The following is a 21,287-nucleotide window of genomic DNA, read 5'->3' on the forward strand; positions in this document are numbered from 1 at the left end:
GGAGACATCGACCATGCACGACAAAACCGCGCTAGGCCGCATCATTGCCATCGTATCCATCGCTTCTGCATTGGCGCTCATCGTTGTGTCGATGATTGTCGTGGACAAACGTCCAAGGACACATGACGCCTACATCTTCGCTTACAGCGCAGGCATCACGCCGGAAGTCAGCGGGCGGATCGTAGCCATCCATGTTCGCAATGATCAGTTCGTCCACAAAGGGGACGTGTTGCTGCAAATCGATCCGGAACCGTTCGAGCTGAAGCTGAAGCAAGCCAATGCTCAAGTAGCAGCCTTGCAGGCGGAGATCGATCTCACAGGCCGACAAGTGAATGCACAAGGTTCCGGTGCCGAGGCTGCCGCCCGCGAAGTCGACCGCGCGCGTCAACAATTGGCATTAGCCCACAACACGCTCGCACGCATGGAGCCGCTGTTGGCAAAGGGTTTCGTCACCACGCAGCAAATCGACGAAGCGCGCACAAACGAACGCACGGCAGCAGCGCAGCTGGCGGCTGCCACACAGCAGGCGGCGCAAGCCAAGGAAGCGATCGGCGATGTGGAAAGCCTGAAAGCACAACTGCTGGGTGCGCAGGCAGCGCAGGCGCTGGCGGCCCGCGATCTTCGGGAAACCGTTATTCGCGCCTCGGTGGACGGCAAGGTGGTGGGCTTCGATCTCGCACTGGGATCGTTCGCGGTTTCTGGACATCCACTCTTTACGCTGATCGACGATAACAGCTGGTACGCCGTCGCCAATTTCCGCGAAACAGACCTGCGCGGACTGCACGTCGGGGACGCCGCGTCGATCTGGGTCATGGGACACGAAGGCCAACCGTTGCATGGCGTATTGGAAAGCCTGGGCGCGGGTGTGGCACCAGCGGGCCTGGCCGGCCCTGGCCTGCCGCAGGTGGATCGCAATCTGAACTGGGTGGTCGTGGCGCAACGTTTCCCGGTGTGGGTGCATCTGGATCAACCTTCGCAGCCGTTTCTTCGAATCGGTGCAACAGCTTCTGTGCGGGTGAGCCATGCCAACGCCGATTGAACTTCAAGCGCGGGACGGATTCACAGCGCTGCTGCGCCGTGAACTCGCACTCAATGACACCCGCATTCGCTTGATCATCCGCATCACCGGATGTACCGCCATCGTCCTCGCCATCGCGATGACGTTTCAGATTCCACTGCCCGCTTATATCGCCTATCTCGTCTTTCTGGTCAGCCAGGAAGATGCTGCATCGACTCTGATCTCGGCGGTAGGTGGACTGGTTGCGGTCACCTTGGCAGTCGCGGCGTCCATATTGCTTTATGTGTTCGACGCCGCTGCTCCTGCCTTGAGAATTCCGTTGCTGGCCGCCAGCACGCTGGCCGGGATCTTTCTCGCGCGAACCAGCCGACTGGGACCGATCGCCTTTCTGGCCGGTTTTATCTTGGTTCTGTCGCAAACGTTGCTGGATGATGTGCCGAGCACGGAGTACGTAACCCATACCGTGCTGTGGCTGTGGGTAGTCATTGCTGTGCCGGTGGGCGTTGCCGTGCTCGCGCATCTATTGACTGGCGAGAATCCCGTTGCGCTTGCGCGAAAGCGCGCCGCCCAGCTGATGGAACGGGTCGCGGCCTATATCGAAAACCCCTACTCCGCAAACCCATCGCACTTACGCGGCGAGCTGCTGTCGCTCGGCCAGCTCATGAACAAGGCGTTTCTGTGGAACAAGAAGGTCAAGGCGTTTGCGCAGGAAGACAGTCGCATGATCGCCACCCTGTTGGAAGTGCTGCAGATCGCTCGATACCACCCTTCGAGTGCTCCCCTTGCTTCAAGGCGTTCTTTGGCTATATCCCTCCGTCAAAGCCGACGCCTCTTTTTACAACGCCGCGGCATCACGGTCGATGTTGCAAACAGCGAATCCGAGTCGACATCTGCTGAGCTTGATCCTTCGCAGGCCGCCCTTCGTGGCGCACTCAACGAGTTGCGTGACGAAGCGTCTGGCAAGGCCCCAGCCGTATCGGCTACAGCTTCTCCCCAACAAGCTGTTACAAACACGCTGGAACAGCGTGCGCATATGCGCTTTGCATTCAAAGTGATGTGTGCGGTATTGGCCTCCTACGCAACGTACACACTGCTTGATTGGCCGGGCATTCGCACCGCGATTACCACGTGTTTCTTCGTCTCGCTGACCACGGTTGGCGAAAGCGTCCACAAGCTCACCCTGCGACTATCCGGCGCAATCATTGGCGGCGTTATCGCAGGACTCTGCATTGTTTTTGTACTGCCCTCGCTCACCGATATCGGCCAGCTGTGCCTGCTTATCGCTGCGGTATCGGCGTTCTGTGCATGGATTTCCACCAGCAGCGAGACGATCGCTTATGGCGGCATGCAAATAGCGTTCGCCTTCTTCCTGGGTGTACTGCAAGGCTACGGCCCAACGGAAGATCTCACGGTGCTGCGTGATCGCGTGGTCGGCATCGTGATCGGCAATATCTGGATCACCATTTTCTTCACGACGCTCTGGCCGATCAGTGCACTGGACCAGGCGCGCACCAAATGGACTTCCGCGATTGGCGCGCTAGGTGCGCTGCTCGTCACCAAAGACGCAACCGCTATCGGTTCGATGAAAGCAGATATCTGCAAGAAGATCGCGGAAGGATCCGTATTGAAAGCACGGGGTATGTTCGAATGGCGAACGACTGATCGCCTGGCATCCGAAGCCCGCTATGTTGAGCAACTTGCATCGGCGGTTTTTGTCGTGCTTCGGCTTAAGGAAAACGCCACGTCGCCTATTCATGACGAGGAAGCAGACCGGCTCGCATCGCAGCGGTTGATGGCGCTTTCAAAGGGCACTCGCTCCGATACATATGTAGGGGATGTTGGTCGTACACCGTCCACGCTGCTGGACCAGGCTCGGCAACAACTTAATGAGGAGATCGATCATGCATCGCGCACGATCTGAGTCGCCTCTTGCTGTGTGCTTTCCGCTAGTTCTCGCGACCACGCTGTTCGCGCCTTGGGGCATGGCGAATGCACAATCGGTCTCCTGGGTGGGCGCTTCCGCGCAGGATGCAACAACTGTCGCCACACGCGCTGATGCGCCCGTGCTCGAGAACCGCGTATATGCGCTACCGGAGCTTCTCACCCTTGCGCTGGACATCAATCCCAAGACGCGCGAAGTCGAGCAGGAAGCCGTACAAGCGAACTTGGCCATCAAACTTGCCAAGAGCCAGTATTCACCGCAGCTCGATGTCAAGGCATTGGGCGGCATACAGCGCACGCCGCTGGCTATCCCACCCAACGTTTCGGCCAAAGGCTACTTCGTTTCTTCCACGCGGGAAGTCTTCCCAAGCCTGGAACTGAAATGGTTGTTGTTCGATTTCGGCCGCCGCAAGGGGCAAGTCGAGGAAGCCAGGCACAATGCTTCTGCTGCCCAGTCAGGCTTGCTCGGCGCGCAGGAAAAACTGGTGTTCGACGTATCAGAAGCCTATTTCGAAGCGACGTCCGCGCAAGGACAAGTGCACGCAGCGCAAAAGGCGCTGGATGCCGCTATGTTGACCGAACAGGCCGTCGTCGATCAGAAAAAACATGGCCGCGCCACCGTGGTGCAGCTTGCCGAAGCGCAACGACAGACGGCAGCGATGCGCCTGGCGCTGACAAAAGCCACCGGCACGGCGGATACGGCATTCGCAACTTTGGTCGCCACGATCGGGCTACCGCCGGAAACGCATTTTGAGATCACGCCTCCCGCAGACGCGCCAGCAACGGAAACACTCGCACCGATTCGCGCGTTGATCGATGAAGCCTTGCAATCCCGCCCGGACGTGTTGGCCGCCACGGACAAAGTGGCGGCATCCGACGCCAAGATCGAGACGGCACGCGCGGCGTATCGACCGACGATCAGCATGTCAGCGCAGGTGTTCCAGAACATCGGGAAGATCAGCAGTGACGGAGGTCCGTACTCGTCCATCGATCGAACCGGCAACGCACTGTTCGTGTCGTTCGAGTGGCCGCTGTTCGATGGTGGTGCACGCGCCACCAATGTTTCGCTGGCTGTCTCACAAAAAACGGCTGCCGAAGATGCCTTGGCGGAAACCAAAGACAACGCTTCCCAGCAGATAGTGCAGGCCTACAACAATTTGAAGACCAGCCTGGACAATCGCAATCAGGCGCTGGCTTATGTGCACGCTTCCGAACTCGCCTATCAAGCCGCACTCGACTCGTATCGGCGGGGCCTTGCAAGCATCACCGAATTGACCAGCAACGAAGCTGTGCTCGCCCAAGCCGAAGCCAGTCAAGAAGACGCCGAGGCAAGCGTAGGCATCGCGCGCGCGGCGCTGGACCTTGCCATGGGACGACGGCCTTCCTCGCACTAGCTTCAACCGAACCGGCCTTCCCCACCACGCCACCATGCGGAGTACGCCATGAGTAAGAAAGTTGCGGAAATTCTCGTTGAAGTTCTCGAACAGGCCGGCGTAAAACGCTGCTACGGCATCGTGGGCGATACGCTCAATCTGTTTGCGGAACACCTGGAACGCAGCTCGATCGACTGGGTGCATGTTAGGCATGAGGAAGCCGGCGCTTTTGCCGCAGGCGCAGAAGCACTGCTCACCAACAATCTGACCGCGTGCGCGGGCAGCTGTGGACCGGGCAGTTTGCACTTCATCAACGGGCTGTACGAAGCCAATCGCAATCGTGCACCGCTCGTGCTCATCGCCAGCCAAGTGATGATGAACGACTTGGGATTCGAATTCATCCAGGAAGTCGACTTCAAAACTGTCTTCAAGGAATGCTCGGTATTCTGCGACATGATCCTGACGCCCGACCAGGCCAGGAAGAAAGCGGTGATGGCCTGCCAAGCCGCGTTGGCGAAGCAGGGCGTTGCGGTGTTGATCGTGCCGGTGGACATCTCTCATGGCGAAGTGCATGAGGATTTCCCGTATCAGGTTCACCACAGCAAGCCTACCATCACTCCGAATTTCGAAGAGATCGACGAGATCGCCAAGATCCTCAACGCCAGCAGAAAGATCACCATCTACGCCGGCTCCGGCTGCGAAAATGCGTTGGAAGAAATCCGTGCGGTAGCGGAAATACTGAAGGCGCCTGTCGCCCACACATCCCGCGCCAAATGCTTCCTGGAACCCGACAATCCCTTCAACGTGGGCATGACCGGCATTCTGGGTAGCGAGGCCGGTTACAACGCCATTCTCGATTGCGACACACTGCTGTTGCTGGGCGCCGATTTTGCGTGGCGCCAGTTCTATCCCGACAAGGCGAAGATCGTCCAGATCGACATCGATCCTACTCACCTCGGGCGACGCCATCACATTACGTTCGGCGCGGTCGGCGATATCAAACCCACGCTGCGCGCACTGCTTCCAAGCCTGGAAGAAAACGACGATGCGTCGTTCCAGGAGGAATACGTCGAACGATTCCACGAGGCCATGGCATCGTGGAAGAGCCACTTGGTTCCCGGCCACAACGACACCATTCCAGGTTCGTACCTGACTTCCCTGATCAACAAATACGCCGAAGAAGATGCACTTATCTCCGGCGACGACGGCACCCCCATCGTATGGGCGATTCGCCATATCACTGCAAACGGCAAACGCCGCATCTTCGGCAGCCTTTTGCATGGAACCATGGCGACGGCACTTCCCAACGCACTGGGCCTGAAGAAGGCAGCACCTGAGCGCCAAGTGATCGCCATGTGTGGCGATGGCGGCCTCTCCATGCTCTTCGGCGAATTGCTCACCGTCATCCAGGAAGACCTGCCGATCAAGATCGTCGTGTTCGACAACAACAAACTGGGATTCGTCGAAATCGAGCAAAAATCGGAAGGCATGCTCGAAACCTTCACGCACTTGAAGAACCCGGACTTCGGCAAGGTGGCCGAAGCCATCGGCATCTGGGGAAAGACCGTGCGCAAGGCTTCGGAGATCGAAGCGGCCGTGCAAGAGTGGCTGGCTCAGCCAGGACCGGCGCTGCTCAATGTTCCGGTGAGCCCGCTCGAACTGGTCAAGCCGCCTTTTGTCGAGCTCAAGCCGGTCGTCGGCATGGCGCTGTATTCGGCGCGGGCCATCCTGCATGGGCGCGGCGCGGATGTGCTGGAACTGGTGCGCGAAAACATTTGACGTGCCTACGCACGGTATCCATTACCGACCGTGGGCAAGAAAAGTCGGACAAAACCACGTAGCTTTGGACTTCCAAATCACATGAAGTCAGTTTCATAACACACTAAATATGAGCCAAAAATGTGCGCATCCTGCGCAAGGATGCGCATCATTTCAATCGTCACGAATGTGAACAGATTGCCATGCGAATGAATGTCACTTGACAGACCACCGGACATGGTGAATTTTCCGTCAAGAAAACGGCTTTTTCGCCGGTAACCCGTCATGACTCCAGCCCAGCATCCGCCTTCCCATCCTCGCGATCTGCTCGGCGCCTTGGCGACCACGGTTACCCACGCGCATACGCTGGAAGACCTCGTTCGTCCTCTCCTGCAGCTATTGCAGCGGTTCACGGGCCTGGAAAGTACCTACCTCACGACCGTGGATGAACGGGCTGGCGTTCAACACGTGATGTTCGCGCTCAACACCCAGCACATGCATATTCCCGAAGGTTTGTCGGTGCCATGGGATGGGACATTGTGCAAACGCGCGCTCGAAGAAGGGCGCGCTTACACGGACGACGTAGCTAATTGCTGGGGCGATTGCGAAGCCGCACGCGCACTGGACATTGCCACTTACGTCAGCGCGCCAGTCCGCATCGGGCATGGTGAACTGTTCGGCACGCTCTGCGCTGCCAGCGAAGTGCGTAAGCCCATGATGAACGGCGCAGAAGACATTTTGCAGTTATTCGCCCAGCTGATCAGCCAACAGGTTGAACGCGAAAAGCTGCTTGTCGATCTGCACCACGCCAACAGCTCACTGGCGGTCACCGCGCTTACGGACGTGATAACGCAACTGCCCAATCGCCGAGCCCTGATGCAAGACATGCAACGACGCCTCGCTGAGGATTCGGCTGAGCACACAGTGATCGTGGGCTTTATCGATATGGATGATTTCAAGGCGATCAATGATGAATACGGCCATGACGTAGGCGACCGTTTCCTGGAAGCCATGGGCCGGCGCTTGCTCGGCGTTTTGCGCAACGGCGACTTTGCGGCACGTCTCGGCGGCGATGAGTTCGTGGTGGTGGCAACCGTCAAGCGTGAAACTGCAGACGCAGCAGCAGTCACATTAAGAAAGCGGTGGAGGAGCGCCACGCGTGGATGGTTTGCCCTCGGCGCCGTCGAGTTCCACTACAACGGCCCCAGCATTGGCATTGCCATTGCCGAGCCCGGATGCTGCGACGCTCAGACACTTTTAAACCAGGCCGACGCGGCGATGTACATGTCCAAGCGCGCACGCAAGGCAAAAAAAGAAAACAAGCCTTGGCAATCGAATCCACGTCGTGCTTGATCAATGTGAGACTCGACACTTACTTGACAAATCCCTAGGGAAATCCCTAGTCCAGGGAAATCCCTAGCTCGGGATAACCCCAGTTTGCGGGCGTGGATTTCGGCCGTTAAATCCTTAGTCGAAAAATTATTCGAGTGAGGTGTGTCATGCGTATCGACGCCGGCGGCAGTGTCAGCAATTACGTTCCACCCCAACCTGCTCCGCAGACCTATACGGCACAAGCAAGTGACTCGGTCACAAGCGTTGCGCAGAAATATCAGGTTACGCCGGAAGAGTTGGCGCGGGCCAATAGCATCAGCGTCACTACTGGGCTTCATGCAAACCAGGTACTCACCTTGCCGCCGAACGCCGTGCAACCCGCCAAGGATGATTCGGCACCCAAGCCTCAAACGCCGGCCCAAAAAACCGATGCGGCAATTGCCGCTTATAACGCTGCGGTCACAGCGCGCAACAATACAATGCAGAGTTTGCCGCACAGCGCCGGCTTGCGACAGGAGCTAAGCAGCACGATCACCGCGGCAAACACCGCTGTCGATCAAGCGAAGACGGCCATGGATCAGGCGATCAGCGATGAAATCAGTGGCCAGATCACCAGCCGTAATGCAGGAGTGCCGCCAGACTTTCGCACGCCGACTGATCAGTTAATTACGGAGTTTGGCCAAAACATCTTGCAACGCCATCAGGGCGATACGGCGGTGCAATCGGACATCTCCGCATCCATCAACGACTATCGCGTCAAATCAACCGCTGACGCGTTGATCCCGAGTTTCACGGGCGACTGGAGTGCCGCCGACAAGCTGAAGCAGATCACCTTGCAAGGCCAGTCACCCGAGGTCATCAACGCGGTCCTGGCCAACCCGCAAGTACAGAGCTGGATCAACCAGGCCGCGCAAGATATCGGCCAGCCCTACAACGGCACCAAGCCGGAAGACGCATACTGGAGTATCGACAAGGCGACGCAAGCGGCCGGGAATCTTCAATCCGCCACAGATGGCATGCCACCCGAATTGGCAACCGCTGTAACACAAGCGAGCATGCCAACGATCCAGAAGATTGCGCAATTGCAATTGACTGGCGCGGGTTGCCTGGTCCCCTTTGACACTGTGCAAAGCGTGCTCGCCAATCTCGGCAGCAGCGATCAGGCCAATGCAGTGATCCAGCAGACGGCGGAGGCTTATGCGAGCAATCCTGGCGCAGTTGGCTCCCTGACCCGCGGCGACGGTGACCAATTGGAAAGCAGCATTCTCGCCAGTCCGGGTTATGGCTCGGCTGGCAATCCGAACTTCGCGATTGCGTTTGGCAACGCGCTGCAGGAACGCGGCCGCACCCAGGAAGCCAATGCTGCATTCGACGCAGGTGCGAAGGGTGTACAGGATTACCTCGCCAACAACGGTGGCAGTCCGCTCAAAGCGTACGAAGCCGCACACAGTGCAGCCGACGAGAAGGACCAGAAACTCGCCCAACTGCTGGCTCAATCCGGGCCGTTGACCTACGACCAGAAACAAGCCTTCATCAAGGCGTATCGCAACGATCCGGACAACGCGGACGCCTATAAAGCGGATGCCGAGGCAGCAAAGACGCTCGCCACCTACATGCAGAACAATCAGGCAAGCCTGGTGTTTGCAGCCGGCCACAACCAGGATGCGGCGAAACAGCTCTACACCATGATGCAAGACGTGTCGCAATCGGGCCAAGGCAAGACCGCGCTGCAATTCGCCGGCTATGTGCAAAACGATGCCGCGGCTTCGAAAGCCTTCAGCAAGTTCTCTGACTACCAAAGCACATTTCTCCCCGACGCGGTGAAATCCGCCCAGGGAGAATTGCTTATCGAAGACAACGGTGACACCAAGATGGCTGGTAGCGATCTGCTCAAGCTGGCCGATCCGGTGTTCAAGGGTCGCAATGGATGGAATCAGGTCAAGGAAGGCTTTGAGGCATTGTCCAATGGCGACACCAAAGCCTTCGACGCCGCTAAATTCGCCGAGGGTTACAAGGAAATGGGCGTAGGTGGCAAAGTGTGGGCGGCCGCTGGAATAACCGTCGACAGTCTCAACGGCGCCAATGCCGACCAAGTCAGTGAAATGATCAACGCATTTTCCATGGCTGGCGGTGACGTCTCCGAGGTGGGTACAGGCGTACTGCAAGTGATGGCTGATGCAGGCAGGTTCGGTGCCTTCAACGCTTCGGCTGAAGCCATGGCCAAGTTGGGCGCGAAGTTTGTGCCTGGCCTGGCGGTCGTCGCCAGCACGTCGGCCTTCGCTGCAGATTTCAATGCTGCCAAGAACAATCCCAATAGTGCGATCGGCGCTTTCTCTGCGCTCGCGATGGCCGGCGACGTGATTTCGGTCATGGGCAGCTTCATGGAAAACTTCCCGATCACATCGGTGGCCGGCGAGGTCGTGACAGGTATCGGCACGTTGATTTCCGCCCCATTCGAATTGGTGGCCCACGTACTTGAGGGCAACAAGGAGCAGCACGAATTCCAGGAAGAACAAGTGAAGTACCTGGAAGCTGCCGGCATCGAGAAAGACACGGCAGAGACGCTTGCGAAGGATGGCAGCGCGCTCAGCACTTTCACCCAACAGTTAGGCCTCGATACGAATCCGTCAAAAGACGGCCTTAATCAGGCGGAAGAAATACTGATGACGCATCCGGAGGTCTTCAACCAAGGCACGAATTACACGCAGGGCATCACTGACCTGGTCAAAGCCTGCCAGATCAAACCCGCCGACGTGAACGACTTCCTGACGGCGTTAGCGAAGGACGATCCGAACTACGTCACGACGTTCTACAACCAGCGCACGATGGCCAGCAATCCCGCCACGCCGCTCACCAACGCCGCCCAACTGGTAGATCGGATTGGCAGCGGTGGTTTTGCCAACGCCAAGGCATTCGTGCAAAGCCACGCGCCCGATGTATTCAGTGCTGACGGCAATGCTCGCCGCGAAGCCGACTACGGCTATGAGCTACTAACCTCACAGCAGCCGGATCAGGTTGGCAATCTGTTGAAAGGCAATCACGACGCTGCCTATCAGGCCGAAATTATCAACATCATGAAGAACAACGGCACGCTCAGCACCTGGATACAGCAAGTGGGAAGCGGCGGATATGGCTATAACGGCTGGTCGCAAGCTGCGGTTAGTGCTGTGCAAAATGCGCAGAGTGCAGGTGTGTTGTCTGCCGGTCAGGCGCAGCAATATATAGGGGAGCTTGGTTGATATATGCCCCCTCCCCTACGTGTAGTAGGGGAGGGTTGGGGTGGGGTGAAGCAACCCCATCGTAACGTTTGGCTATTCCTCATCGTCATTCCGGCGCACGAAGGCCGGAATGACGATGAGGTTTGATCAAACACTATGGCGAGATTGTCTCCCTCAAGCCTCTGCAAGCAGGGGGAAACAAAAGCTCAGCTACCCCCACCGCCCGCATTCCACATATACCGTGGCGGCTGGCGACTCTGAAACTCGGCAAAATCCATACGCTTCGGGTAACGCACCGTGCCTGATGGACGCAAATCGCTGCGAGCACCATGCCAATAGCGGCAGCGGCGACTGCGAAGCCGGCGGCGGCGCCGCATCGCTGCAATCGCTGCACGCCGGCGGCGCCCCTGCTCGCGCTGCTCGTCGGTCTGCTCCACGTCCTCTGCGTTGCGCGGGCTAACACGCACCTCCTCCAAGCCAGCGCCAGTTCGCCGCGAGGTAACACGGTCTTCTTGCCCGATCGGATCGATACGCCGCATACGATCGGCCGCCAACGAAAATTCCATGCTGCGCCCTGCCCCAAGATCAATCACCTTGGTGGTGCGCATCGTGGCCACCAGCGCTGCAATGGCCTGCGGATCGATAAAGGATGGCCCCTGCGGTGAAGCCGTCGTGGCAGCGGAACTATCCGACTGCGCCAACAAAAGCGCCATGAGTTGCAACGTAAAAGGACGATTATCGGCGGGCACCACCGTCGTGTTTTGGGTGACGACTGGCGGAACAAATTCCGTGCTGCGCGGAGGCACCACCCATGTCACCTGTACGGTCGGCCGGCTTCCATCGACCAACATGAGAGGCGGCGGTGGATTTAAAGGAGGATTACGTCCTCGACCCTGCTGGGTCTGAATGAAAGGTCTTTCGACCGGCGCGAAACTCAAGGGGCTTTCAGCAACGCTCCGCCCGTAGCCCGATGCAATAAGCGTGACGTTGCGGGGATCGATGTTGGACGCCTGCATCTCCGGTGCTGTTGCTGGCACGGGTGCCGGCACCGTTGTGGGTGCCGGCGTCGGCGTCGGCGTCAATATCAAGGTTGATGCCTGCGCCGAACTCGATGTCAGCGACAGCACGGACACGGACGTGATGGCGGCAGGCACATCGCGCGACTCGCTTACACCCGTCGCGAGCAAATGCGGGTCAACACTCACACGCCAACGATCTGTAGCCTCCTCGCTGCCTTGAGAAGCGAGTGGCGAATCCTGCTTCGGCGTGTTGTACATGTCCAAAGCCGCAGGCATCGACCGGAGCAATGGCGGCGCCATGTGCATGCCATCGTGGACCAGATGATCGAGATAACCCCCATGTGGAATGCTTGTCGTTGGCGATATACCCTGCGATGACGATGACGGCGATGACCCATAACTTCGGCCAAGCCCAGGATCCAAACTGCGCATGATCTGGTTGATGTGGCCTTCGGGAAGACCGATCACCTGGCTGACCGTGAGCGGAGTATCCGCTTGCAGACCAGGGTTCACCGCAAGAATCGAATCAACGGGAACGTTCAGCGTGCTTGCCAGATCGGTCACCGTATTGCCCATGGAGAGCGGAAACAGAATCGTCACGCCGCTATCGTTCGACCCAAGCCCGGGCAGACCCAACGGATTGCCGCTGATGATCGCCTGCAATAGAGAATCAGACATGGCCGACCCAATCAGGCGAGCAACGTGGGCGTGATTTCCAACGCGCCGAGCCTGCTTTGTGCGAAGCGCTCGATCAGCTGCGGCGCACCTTCGACCAAGCTGTGATAGGCCGCGCTGGAGCGAGTATCGGCGCGCAGCTTCCAGCCATCGCTGGTGCGGCTCAACCATAGCTCCGTGCCTGGCAACAGACCATCCTTCAACGTGATCATGATTTCGCGCGACTGCGCTGCGCTGTGGCTGCTTGCGTCGGGCACCAGCAGTTGCTTCACATGCCGCTCGATCAGCTCCGCCAAGGCTGGCGCCATGGCTGCCGAAGCGGCTGCAGGCTGCTCGGCGCTCTGCACTATCGCTTGTTGCGCCAGGTGCAAGGTTTGCATCCCCATGTTCGCCGCACCCTGCCCGTCGCCTCGATCATCATCTTGCTGCTCGCTGTTGTCGTCGCCCTTGCGTGGCGAAAGCAGGCTGAGCAACGGATCACCTTTTTCGTTCAACTGGCGTTGCAGCAAATCGCGCAAAGCCTGTTCCTGGTCCGGCGAAAATGCATGGGGTTCGACATCGGCAGTCTCGATATCAACAGCGCTCTCTTCGCCGAGGCTGCTATCCGGGGAACCATCCGGCACATCTTGTCGCTTGCCATTCATCAAGGTGCGGAAGCGATTTACGTTTTCAGGATTGCCGGCTTGCGGGGTTTCGGCATGCGCCTCGCGCGTAGCGCGCCGCGTAGACAAGGCCGACGAATGGGATGATGGCGAAGTGGGCGGTTGTGTATGCATAGCGACCTCAGCGTAACGTTGGATGACGCAGCATGAGCTCTTCCAGGCTGTGCTCCTCGCGCAACGCCTGCTGGCTTTGCGCCTGGCGCAGCCACTCCTGTTTCATTTCCCCCAAAGCGTCGAGTTTGCTGTGCGCGCGTCGCCAGTCAGCGGCAGCCTGCTCCAAAGCTTCGGCCGCGGTTGCGCATTCACGCGAGCGCGCATCCATCTCAGCCCGCAGTTGCCTGACAACCTGATCCAGCAAAGCAAGATGACGCTCATGCCGGTTCAGTGCCGCCCCCGTGGGCGATCCCTTATCAAGCAACTCTCGCCACGACGACGCGGCGAAATTTTCCCGATGCTGCAGGGATTGATCCCATCTTTCCGTTGCTTCGATGCGGCGACGCTCGGCGGCGGCCCACCGTTCGCGACAAGCTTTCATCTCTGTTTCCAGCTTGCGCAAACGGATCTCTCTCACCGAGCGCAACGGCTCGAGCGGAAATTTGCTCACACTCGCGCTCATGTGCAGACTCCGATCAGTCGGTTGCGTGTAGCGGCGAACTCGGCAGGCTCGTGGGTATCCTGCCGAAGCAATTGATTGATGGCTTCGATACGCGCGATGGCAGTATCCGCATCGGCATCGCCGCCTACCTTGTACTCGCCCAGTTGCAGCAGCATCTCGATCTCGCGGTACTTGGCCAGGTATCGACGCAGCAAGCCGGCCGCACGTTGATGGGTGGTCGGTGTCACCCGTGGCATCAAACGGCTGGCGCTGGCGAGCACGTCGATGGCCGGATAATGATTGGCCTGGGCCAGGCGGCGCGAAAGATAAATGTGGCCATCCAGGATCGAGCGAACCTCTTCGGCGATCGGATCACTGCCGTCCTCGTCTTCCATCAGCACGGTATAGAACGCGGTGATCGAACCTTTGTCATTGGTGCCCGCACGCTCGAACAGGCGTGGCAATGCGGAGAAGACGGATGGCGTGAAGCCGCGCCGCGCAGGCGGCTCGCCCATCGCCAGGCCAACGTCACGCAGAGCGCGTGCAAAGCGCGTGACTGAATCCATCATCAGCAACACGTGCATGCCGCAGTCGCGGAAATACTCGGCAACGGCCGTGCCTAGCCAAGCCACGCGACTGCGCTCCAATGCCGGGCGATCCGAGGTCGCAACCACCAACACGCTGCGTTTCAATCCTTCTTCGCCAAGGCTGTCGTGCAGGAACTCACCCACTTCGCGACCGCGCTCGCCGACCAGCACAATCACGTTGACATCTGACTGCGCGTTGCGCGCGAGCATGCCTAGCAACGTACTCTTGCCACCGCCAGCTACCGCAAAGATGCCGGTACGCTGGCCACGACCAATCGTCAGCGTGGCGTCGATGGCGCGCACACCGGTTGGCAACGGCTCGTCGATCGCTTGCCGTGCGAACGGGTTCGGCGAAGCTGCATAGAGCGGCACCTGCTCAATGTCCACCAATGGACCTAATCCGTCCAAAGGTTGGCCATGCGCATCGATGACACGGCCGAGCAGGCTCTTGCCGGCAGGCGCGGTCGCCTGCTTGCCCGTAGCGGTCACGGTCGTTGCCGTGGAGATGCCTTCCAGCGGACCGAGCGGCGTAAGCAGCGTCTGCTGCTGGGATACACCGACGACTTCAGCCGGCATGCTGAAGCCGGTGTCGTGCTGCTCCAACAGGCACAGTTCGCCAATCGCTGCGCGCACGCCAGTTGCCCGTACCAACGTGCCATAGGCCTCTGCGACGCGACCCACGTGCTGCAACGTATCGCGCCTGCTCAGCGCACGCAGCAGTGGATCGTCGCTGCCGGCCGACGGCAGGTCGTTAGACGCCTGTGCGTTCACGCCTCCCTCCGGTGGTTTTCTCTGCTGCGGCCAGGATCACCCTCGCCTGCTCAAGCTGTTCGTTGAAACCCGCACGCACGATGCCGCCTGCGGACTCGATGATGCAGTCGAAACGATCCAAGCCTGGATCACCGATGATTTCAATGTCCGGCGCAGCGGCAGCACCCAATGCGGCCACCTCGCTGCGCGCCTGAGCGACGATATCGGGATGAATGCGCACCAGCAGATGGGGTTCGAACACCAGCTTTTGCATGGCTTCGGCAACCAGCGAGGCAACGATTCGCTCCGCACCGATAGCCGGTGCGATGTGTTTCACCACGCCGATGGCGATGTCGCCTGCGCGCTTGCGCAGCTCCGCAGTGGCGGCTGCGCGCGCATCGATAAGCGCTTGCAATGCCTTGGCGCATTCTTGCAAACCGGCCTCGCGCCCTTCTATCAACCCTTCCCGCCGCGCTTGCGCAAAAATCTGTTCGCGCTCGATCTCGGCCTGGCGCAGCAATGCGTTGGCCTGTTCGATAATGCTTTGTGCTTCGCTAAGCGGGGTCCAGGCAGCCGCTGGAATCACGCCGGCTTTGACGTGCATCTGAAAGCGATCGCGATCAACAACCAGTGCGTTCATTCGATGGGCCCCTCCGCAGTCATGAGCTCGGTCGACGAATCGACGTCCAGCGCTTTCTGCTCAGCCAGAAGCATCGGTACGGTTGATGCGGGCAACCAACAGCTTCCCTTGCAGGAACCCGCGGACACTTCCGCATAAGCAAGCGCCAGTCGCGCTGCCAGGCTTTCATGCCGACGCTCGGCATAGCCGATGAACTCGATTTTCCCACGCTCAAGCACGGCGGTACTTAGCGCATGGGCATCACTGCCGCAGCGCTTCAGCACGGCCTCGCCCATATTGCGAATCGCTTCTGGCGCCGATTCCGATTCCGGCCATGGATTCGCACTCTGCGCATAGCGCCAGTTTTCGATGCCCAGCGCGTTGCGCACAAACAGCACGGCATTTCGTTCGACAATCATGCGCAATGCGGGGCCGAGGGCGATCGCACCCAATGTCTGGCTAAACGCCTGTATGCGTGATTGCGGCCATTGCAGCCATGGCTCGTCTTGCCAGCACTGCCAACGCTCATGATCCGGCGCGAATACGCCCGGCACATATCGCACCGCTGCTCTTGCCAGATGACGTCGACCCGCGTTGGAAGACAGTGCCTGTTTCAGCAGCGGCTCTGGCAGATCTCCGAAACGCACCGGATGCAGGCCATCGAGCAACGCTCGCGCCTGTTGCTGGCGCACGCTGTAATCAACGTTCATGAGACACGCTCGACCGAGCCAGTGAACGCGGCCGGCTGCCCAATAGCGCACCACGATTGCGCCACAGCAACGCGCAGGCAAGCAGAAGTACCAGCACTGCAAAACCGATCAGTGCCAGCGAAGTCATGTCGCCGCGCAAAACGCCCGTGGTCACGGCACCGGCTGGAAGCTCGGTGGGTGAGCGCTGGAAGAATTGCACGGTGACGCGGCTGGGGTCGGTCAGGCCGTCGGTGCCGTTCATCACGGCAGCCTTGATGTCCGGCGCACGGCTTTCGATACCGGCATTGGGACGCGCAATGATCACGACCGACGCAGAACCGCTCGGCGGCTTGTCATCGATCGGGCTCTTGTCGGGAATCGACAAATACACATAGGCATCCACCACGCCGTCGAACTGCCGCAAGGTATGACCAAGCTGCTGTTCGCGGGCGTAGATGAAACGTTGCTTATCTTCCAGCGGTGAGGAAACGAAACCGTCCTTCTTGAAGATCTGGCTGATGTTGTCGATGCTCTGGTGCGGCAAACCCGCATCGCGCAGCACGGCCACCGCAGCAGGCATGTCATGGCGATCCAACACAACTTGCCAACCGTCGCCGCGTTCGGTGGGACGTTTGTCTGCATCGATGCTGTGATTGAGCAACGCGGCCACCACCTCGTTGGCCTGCTGTTCGTCGAGCTTGTTGTACAAAACCTCGCGCGAACAGCCGACCAGCAGCCCCAATGCAAGCATCAGGGCTGCTACTCGCCACCTCTTTTCAATCGTCCATTTAGGCATCACGCCAACCTCAGGACTGCTGGCGGAACAATTGCTGCACGCCATCCGAACTGCGATTGGCGACGTTCGAGGTCAGCTCCGCCTGGAACACCATTTCCTGGCAACGCATCGTCATGTCGATGATCTGGCTTGGCGCCAGATCGCGACCGCTGCTGCGCATGGTGTCCGCCAGCTTGCCAAGCTGAGCAGTACGACCGTTGAGCGAATCGAACTGGTTCAACACCGCCTTGACCGCTGCTGACAGCTCCTGCGGCACGGGTGCCACCTGCTCTGTCTGCGCAACATTCGCCGGTGCCGCGTCGGCGAGGGTTTGGCGGAACTTCGCGATGTCGTCGACATGTGCCGGCGCGGCTGCGGGGGATTGTGTCGCAGCAAAGTCGGCCACGTTGACCATTTGAGTCGGAAGCACGTTCATGGAGGAATCTCCCAATGGCTAACTGCTTATCCCTGCTTCTGGCCCAGCGTGTTCAACGCCTGGCCTACGGCATTGGTCGAGGTCGATGCGCTGGTCGAGATGAACTGCATCTTCAGGCTCTCCGCCGTCAGTTGCGTCAGCACGGAAGGATTGTCCGAACCGCTGGTGGCACCGTTCTGGCCATCGGCGCTGGCATCGGAGCCATTGTTGATCTGGTCCGACAATGCGGTGACTTTGTTGGCCTGCTGATCGAGCGCATTGCCCCATGCCTTGGCCATGGCTTCGAACCAGCTGTTGGATTGATCAGTGCTGACCGTCTGGCCTGCCGAGGCAGCGCCGTTTGAGATCATGGTGTTGGCGAACTGACTGCTACCGCTTGTGTTGATCGTGTTGTTGCTCATTATCGTCTCCTGCCTGGTGAAGGGGGGCCTCACTGATGGGCGGGCTCCGTGGTTATCGAGCCGGCCTGATGCAGCCGGTTCGACGATGCTTGCCACTCAACGACGATTCGGCACGGGAGCCTCCGCCGTTGCGCTGGGTTGTGCTGCGGGTTGCGCCACCACGCCCGGGGGAAGGCCAGGTGCGCTGCTGCTTGATGCTGCCGGTATCAAATGCGCCATGGCGACCGAATCCATGTCGCCCAGTGGATGCGGCGTGACGTATTTATCGTCCTTGTTGAGCTGCATATAGGTGTTGTCCGGCATGCGGACCAAAATGTTGTCGTCGCTGGTGACACCGACCAGGATGCCGCCTTGCGGCAATGCGCTGCCCGGGTAGTAGCGCGACTCGTCGCGGGTCACCACGTAGCTGTTGGCACCACTGCTGACGTGACGGATGAGCTTGCCTTCATCCAGTTTGGGTGGCTCGGGCTTGTGCTCGTCGTAATTACGCAGCGCCAGGCTGAGACCGACGTCATTATTGAGGCCTTGCATATCAGTCGAACCAAGCACATCGCGCTTGACGCGTTCGGTGCTGTCCGCATCACCAAAGTGGCCATCGACCTCGATCAGTCCTTCATCCAGCAAGCGCGTTTCCACCGTGTAGCCATGCATGGCGAAAATATCTTTCACCTGCTTGGCGACACTCGGCCAATCGCGCACTTCCAGTTCCGTAGTCAGACCCGTCTCGGAAAGCTTCTGCTTGAGCTGGGGCAACTGAGCAACATTACCCACGACGCCACGCACGATCAGCCGATTGCCGTCGTCAACGATCGCCACGACATGCTGCAACGACATCTGCCGCAGGATGCCTCGCGTCTGCTCCAACTGCTCGCCGACGGTGCGCAGATGAACCGGTGTAGGGTGTTTCACCTTCCAGCTTCCCACCAGAATGAGCACAGCGAACATCAGCAACAAACCGACGATCGCCAAAACACCGCGCCGTCGACTGGCCAGCTGTTTGCTCGCCAGAGCGGCTTCGGCATGATCGGCGGAATCGGCAAGACTCAGCCAGCGCTCGCTCCAGTGCGGCCCCACGGCAAACTGCACCTTGCCAAGACGCACCATGGCGAAGTGTTCGAGCGTGATGTTCTCTCCCTCGGCAATTTGCCTTTCTTGCGCCTCGACATCACCGTTCAGCGCGCGCAGTAGCACCTGATCACCCACCACGGTGAGCACGCAGTGATGATCTTGAATATCCGCATCGCCAAGAATCAGATCGCAATCGTCCGCCTGACCGATCATCAGAATGCCGCGCTCAGGCAACCGGAATTCCGCTCCTGCGTGTACACCGCTGAAGACACGCAGGCGCAGCTGCACGCGCGGAGACGGCCGCTCCGCGTTATGAGTTCGATTGACGACTTGGCTGCTCATGGTTTGAGGATGCTCGTTCGATCAACGAATACTTGGCACCGTACTTGGGATTGGGGCTGCCTTTACCGGGGGCTGCGGTGGAATCGGTGACGCAGAAGGTTGCGGCTGGGAGGCGGGAGCCGGATTGTCAAAACGCAACAATCCCCGCTGCTTTGCCTGCTGGTCATCGATCTGTTGCTGCGACTCGATGGTGACTTTCGGTGTGCTCGGCGTCTGCTGGCCAGTGATCTGGTTGAGCGCGATGAGGCGTGGCGTGATCAGGAACAAGCGCTCGGTGTGCGCCCTCTGCTTCTGCACCGTCTTGAACAGATAACCCAGCACCGGGATATTGCCGAGCACCGGGATCTTCTGATCGCTGTTAACGCCCTTATCCTGGATCAGGCCACCAAGCAGAAGGCCCTGGCCGTCCTCGATCACCGCCTGCGTATTCACGGCGTTGTTGGCGACGATAGGGTACGACACGTTCTGCGAATCCGCGGCCGAGAATGTGATGCTGCCATCGTCGATCTGCACCATCATGCGGATCTTTAGCACACCATTCTCTGAAACCAGATGCGGCGTCACGCGCAGGGTGGTGCCGGCCACGACGTTGTACAAATCGGAGTTGTAAGCGCCCGATACCGGCACGTAAACGGTCTGGTTGCTCTGGATCACCGCCTCGGTGTCGTTCATGGTGATCACTTGCGGGCGCGTCACCACATGCGTGATGTTGTCCGTCTCCAGCGCATCCACATTCGCAATGAAATGTGCCGGGTCACCCAGGATGGCGCCGATCTGTCCACCGCCACCGAACAGGCTGGCCAGTGCGGACAAAGCGGAACCGTTTTTCCCACCTAGCAGTGCGCCGGCCAGCGCCGCCTTGGACTGGTCTGCATTGAGCGTAGAGCTGTTGTTGGTGGTGAACCCGGTAGTGATACCTCGGTTTCGATAGAACCAGTTGACGCCGAGCGAACGTGCCCTCTCCTTGTCCACATCGATGATGGTCGCCTCGATCTCGACCATCTGTGGCGCAACGTCGAGGTTGCGGATCAGCTCGTCATACATCGGCATGCGATCGGCGGTATCGCGCACAATGATCGCGTTGCGAAAGGTGTCAGCAACGATGCGACTGTCGCCCTCGCCGTGTACGGCCTGCACGTTATTCTGCGGCTGCGGCGTGGAGGCTGAATCATCCGACGCAGTGCCGTTGTCCTCGTTGTTCTGCACCGGCACCGTGTAGTTGCCCAGCGGCGGCGGTGGCTGCTGGCCCATGCCGGCCAGGCCCTGGCCGCGCAGGCCTTGTTGACGCGCGGAGACCAACCGCTCACGTACACCACCGAATTGATCGCCGCCCGGAGCACCCACCAACTGACGCAGCACCGTCGCCACGCCAGGAATGGTGACCTGGCGATTGCCGATCATCATCGTCGTATCCGACGCCCAGGCGTATTTCAGCGGATAGAACTTGAAGCGAGTGCTCGCATTCTGACCAAGACCGGAGATGGTCTGCGCCATCTGCTTCACCTGGTCAGTGAATCGCTTGGTGCCGGTGATCATCACCAGGCCTGTGCTCGGCTCCAGCCGCCAGACATTGCCGCTGGCGGCGTCGGCCCAGTTCACGCTGGCCATGGCAGCCAGGAATTGCTGCTCCACCGGCAGCGGCACGCTGGTGTAATCCGTCTCCCGTTCGGTGTTGAGATATACGTAGACGGCCGAACCATCCCAGTACGCCAGCAGTCCGTTGCTATCGGCAATCTTGCGCCACACCTGTGCATAGCTGCCTTTGAAATTGCCATTGAGCGTGCCGGAACGTGCCGCCACCTGCTGGCTCATGACCACTTCCAAACCCTGGTCATGGAAGAAATCCGGCAGAAACTCGTGCAGCGTCTTGTCGCTCTGAATTTCGACCATGCCTTTCTTGAACGGGATCGATGCCGCTTGCGTCAGTGTCGCGCACAGCATCAAACCCACGAGCAGCAGCGAACCTCCGATCCGTCGGCCGAGTCCCGCACGCCATCCACCCCTGCTTTTCTTCCGCATCATGAATTGT

Annotated in this window: 17 protein-coding genes; 6 read left to right on the plus strand and 11 right to left on the minus strand. The window is 59.3% G+C overall.

What is annotated here, in order from left to right:
• Positions 1 to 13 precede the first annotated feature (13 nt).
• From QQJ86_RS12775 to QQJ86_RS12800, 6 genes are all read left to right on the plus strand, one after another.
• Positions 14 to 1,039 (plus strand): HlyD family efflux transporter periplasmic adaptor subunit, encoded by a 1,026-nt coding sequence (locus tag QQJ86_RS12775; protein ID WP_284321338.1) that lies wholly within the window; start codon positions 14 to 16, stop codon positions 1,037 to 1,039.
• A complete protein-coding gene (locus QQJ86_RS12780; RefSeq protein ID WP_284321339.1) occupies positions 1,023 to 2,939 on the plus strand; it encodes an FUSC family protein in 1,917 nt (638 codons plus the stop codon). The genes QQJ86_RS12775 and QQJ86_RS12780 overlap by 17 nt, the downstream gene beginning before the upstream one ends.
• The gene (locus QQJ86_RS12785; RefSeq protein ID WP_284321340.1) at positions 2,920 to 4,353 is read left to right on the plus strand and encodes a TolC family protein; all 1,434 of its coding nucleotides are present in this window, start codon (positions 2,920 to 2,922) and stop codon (positions 4,351 to 4,353) included. The genes QQJ86_RS12780 and QQJ86_RS12785 overlap by 20 nt, the downstream gene beginning before the upstream one ends.
• Before the next feature lie 48 nt (positions 4,354 to 4,401).
• A complete protein-coding gene (locus QQJ86_RS12790) occupies positions 4,402 to 6,111 on the plus strand; it encodes a thiamine pyrophosphate-dependent enzyme (protein ID WP_284321341.1) in 1,710 nt (569 codons plus the stop codon).
• Between the two features lie 264 nt (positions 6,112 to 6,375).
• Positions 6,376 to 7,443, plus strand: a complete 1,068-nt coding sequence (locus QQJ86_RS12795) for a GGDEF domain-containing protein (RefSeq protein WP_284321342.1) — start codon at positions 6,376 to 6,378, stop codon at positions 7,441 to 7,443.
• A gap of 146 nt (positions 7,444 to 7,589) precedes the next feature.
• Positions 7,590 to 10,661 carry a LysM peptidoglycan-binding domain-containing protein gene (locus QQJ86_RS12800; protein ID WP_284321343.1) on the plus strand — a complete coding sequence of 1,024 codons (3,072 nt, stop codon included), beginning with the start codon at positions 7,590 to 7,592 and terminating at the stop codon, positions 10,659 to 10,661.
• A gap of 185 nt (positions 10,662 to 10,846) precedes the next feature.
• Here QQJ86_RS12800 and QQJ86_RS12805 read toward each other — a convergent pair whose 3' ends face one another.
• From QQJ86_RS12805 to sctC, 11 genes are all read right to left on the minus strand, one after another.
• Positions 10,847 to 12,337, minus strand: coding sequence for a hypothetical protein (locus tag QQJ86_RS12805; RefSeq protein ID WP_284321344.1), 1,491 nt, complete (start codon positions 12,335 to 12,337; stop codon positions 10,847 to 10,849).
• A gap of 11 nt (positions 12,338 to 12,348) precedes the next feature.
• Positions 12,349 to 13,110, minus strand: coding sequence for a type III secretion HpaP family protein (locus QQJ86_RS12810; protein ID WP_284321345.1), 762 nt, complete (start codon positions 13,108 to 13,110; stop codon positions 12,349 to 12,351).
• A 7-nt stretch (positions 13,111 to 13,117) separates the two neighbouring features.
• Entirely contained in the window at positions 13,118 to 13,612 is a 495-nt protein-coding gene (locus QQJ86_RS12815; RefSeq protein ID WP_284321346.1) for a hypothetical protein, read from the minus strand.
• Positions 13,609 to 14,949, minus strand: a complete 1,341-nt coding sequence (locus tag QQJ86_RS12820; protein WP_284321347.1) for a FliI/YscN family ATPase — start codon at positions 14,947 to 14,949, stop codon at positions 13,609 to 13,611. The genes QQJ86_RS12815 and QQJ86_RS12820 overlap by 4 nt, the downstream gene beginning before the upstream one ends.
• Positions 14,930 to 15,568, minus strand: a complete 639-nt coding sequence (locus QQJ86_RS12825) for a FliH/SctL family protein (protein WP_284321348.1) — start codon at positions 15,566 to 15,568, stop codon at positions 14,930 to 14,932. Before QQJ86_RS12825 ends, QQJ86_RS12820 begins: the two co-directional genes overlap by 20 nt.
• Entirely contained in the window at positions 15,565 to 16,257 is a 693-nt protein-coding gene (locus QQJ86_RS12830) for a hypothetical protein (protein ID WP_284321349.1), read from the minus strand. Before QQJ86_RS12830 ends, QQJ86_RS12825 begins: the two co-directional genes overlap by 4 nt.
• The gene (gene sctJ, locus QQJ86_RS12835; RefSeq protein ID WP_284321350.1) at positions 16,247 to 16,987 is read right to left on the minus strand and encodes a type III secretion system inner membrane ring lipoprotein SctJ; all 741 of its coding nucleotides are present in this window, start codon (positions 16,985 to 16,987) and stop codon (positions 16,247 to 16,249) included. Before sctJ ends, QQJ86_RS12830 begins: the two co-directional genes overlap by 11 nt.
• 55 nt (positions 16,988 to 17,042) lie before the next feature.
• A complete protein-coding gene (locus QQJ86_RS12840) occupies positions 17,043 to 17,447 on the minus strand; it encodes a hypothetical protein (RefSeq protein WP_284321351.1) in 405 nt (134 codons plus the stop codon).
• Between the two features lie 26 nt (positions 17,448 to 17,473).
• The gene (locus QQJ86_RS12845) at positions 17,474 to 17,848 is read right to left on the minus strand and encodes a hypothetical protein (protein ID WP_284321352.1); all 375 of its coding nucleotides are present in this window, start codon (positions 17,846 to 17,848) and stop codon (positions 17,474 to 17,476) included.
• A 96-nt stretch (positions 17,849 to 17,944) separates the two neighbouring features.
• Positions 17,945 to 19,258, minus strand: coding sequence for an FHA domain-containing protein (locus QQJ86_RS12850; RefSeq protein ID WP_284321353.1), 1,314 nt, complete (start codon positions 19,256 to 19,258; stop codon positions 17,945 to 17,947).
• 21 nt (positions 19,259 to 19,279) lie between these two features.
• Positions 19,280 to 21,280, minus strand: a complete 2,001-nt coding sequence (sctC, locus tag QQJ86_RS12855; protein ID WP_284321354.1) for a type III secretion system outer membrane ring subunit SctC — start codon at positions 21,278 to 21,280, stop codon at positions 19,280 to 19,282.
• Positions 21,281 to 21,287 lie beyond the last annotated feature (7 nt).

This window comes from Dyella acidisoli (assembly GCF_030160295.1).
GTDB lineage: Bacteria > Pseudomonadota > Gammaproteobacteria > Xanthomonadales > Rhodanobacteraceae > Dyella_B > Dyella_B acidisoli.

What these genes read in the sequence shown, in the direction of transcription:
- QQJ86_RS12830 (WP_284321349.1), bottom strand. Translation starts at nt 16,257, where the DNA reads ATGAACGTTGATTACAGCGTGCGCCAGCAACAGGCGCGAGCGTTGCTC.
- sctJ (WP_284321350.1), bottom strand. Translation starts at nt 16,987, where the DNA reads ATGCTTGCATTGGGGCTGCTGGTCGGCTGTTCGCGCGAGGTTTTGTAC.
- QQJ86_RS12840 (WP_284321351.1), bottom strand. Translation starts at nt 17,447, where the DNA reads ATGAACGTGCTTCCGACTCAAATGGTCAACGTGGCCGACTTTGCTGCG.
- QQJ86_RS12825 (WP_284321348.1), bottom strand. Translation starts at nt 15,568, where the DNA reads ATGAACGCACTGGTTGTTGATCGCGATCGCTTTCAGATGCACGTCAAA.
- QQJ86_RS12850 (WP_284321353.1), bottom strand. Translation starts at nt 19,258, where the DNA reads ATGAGCAGCCAAGTCGTCAATCGAACTCATAACGCGGAGCGGCCGTCT.
- QQJ86_RS12845 (WP_284321352.1), bottom strand. Translation starts at nt 17,848, where the DNA reads ATGAGCAACAACACGATCAACACAAGCGGTAGCAGTCAGTTCGCCAAC.
- QQJ86_RS12800 (WP_284321343.1), top strand. Translation starts at nt 7,590, where the DNA reads ATGCGTATCGACGCCGGCGGCAGTGTCAGCAATTACGTTCCACCCCAA.
- QQJ86_RS12785 (WP_284321340.1), top strand. Translation starts at nt 2,920, where the DNA reads ATGCATCGCGCACGATCTGAGTCGCCTCTTGCTGTGTGCTTTCCGCTA.
- QQJ86_RS12805 (WP_284321344.1), bottom strand. Translation starts at nt 12,337, where the DNA reads ATGTCTGATTCTCTATTGCAGGCGATCATCAGCGGCAATCCGTTGGGT.
- QQJ86_RS12815 (WP_284321346.1), bottom strand. Translation starts at nt 13,612, where the DNA reads ATGAGCGCGAGTGTGAGCAAATTTCCGCTCGAGCCGTTGCGCTCGGTG.
- QQJ86_RS12775 (WP_284321338.1), top strand. Translation starts at nt 14, where the DNA reads ATGCACGACAAAACCGCGCTAGGCCGCATCATTGCCATCGTATCCATC.
- QQJ86_RS12780 (WP_284321339.1), top strand. Translation starts at nt 1,023, where the DNA reads ATGCCAACGCCGATTGAACTTCAAGCGCGGGACGGATTCACAGCGCTG.
- QQJ86_RS12790 (WP_284321341.1), top strand. Translation starts at nt 4,402, where the DNA reads ATGAGTAAGAAAGTTGCGGAAATTCTCGTTGAAGTTCTCGAACAGGCC.
- QQJ86_RS12795 (WP_284321342.1), top strand. Translation starts at nt 6,376, where the DNA reads ATGACTCCAGCCCAGCATCCGCCTTCCCATCCTCGCGATCTGCTCGGC.
- sctC (WP_284321354.1), bottom strand. Translation starts at nt 21,280, where the DNA reads ATGATGCGGAAGAAAAGCAGGGGTGGATGGCGTGCGGGACTCGGCCGA.
- QQJ86_RS12810 (WP_284321345.1), bottom strand. Translation starts at nt 13,110, where the DNA reads ATGCATACACAACCGCCCACTTCGCCATCATCCCATTCGTCGGCCTTG.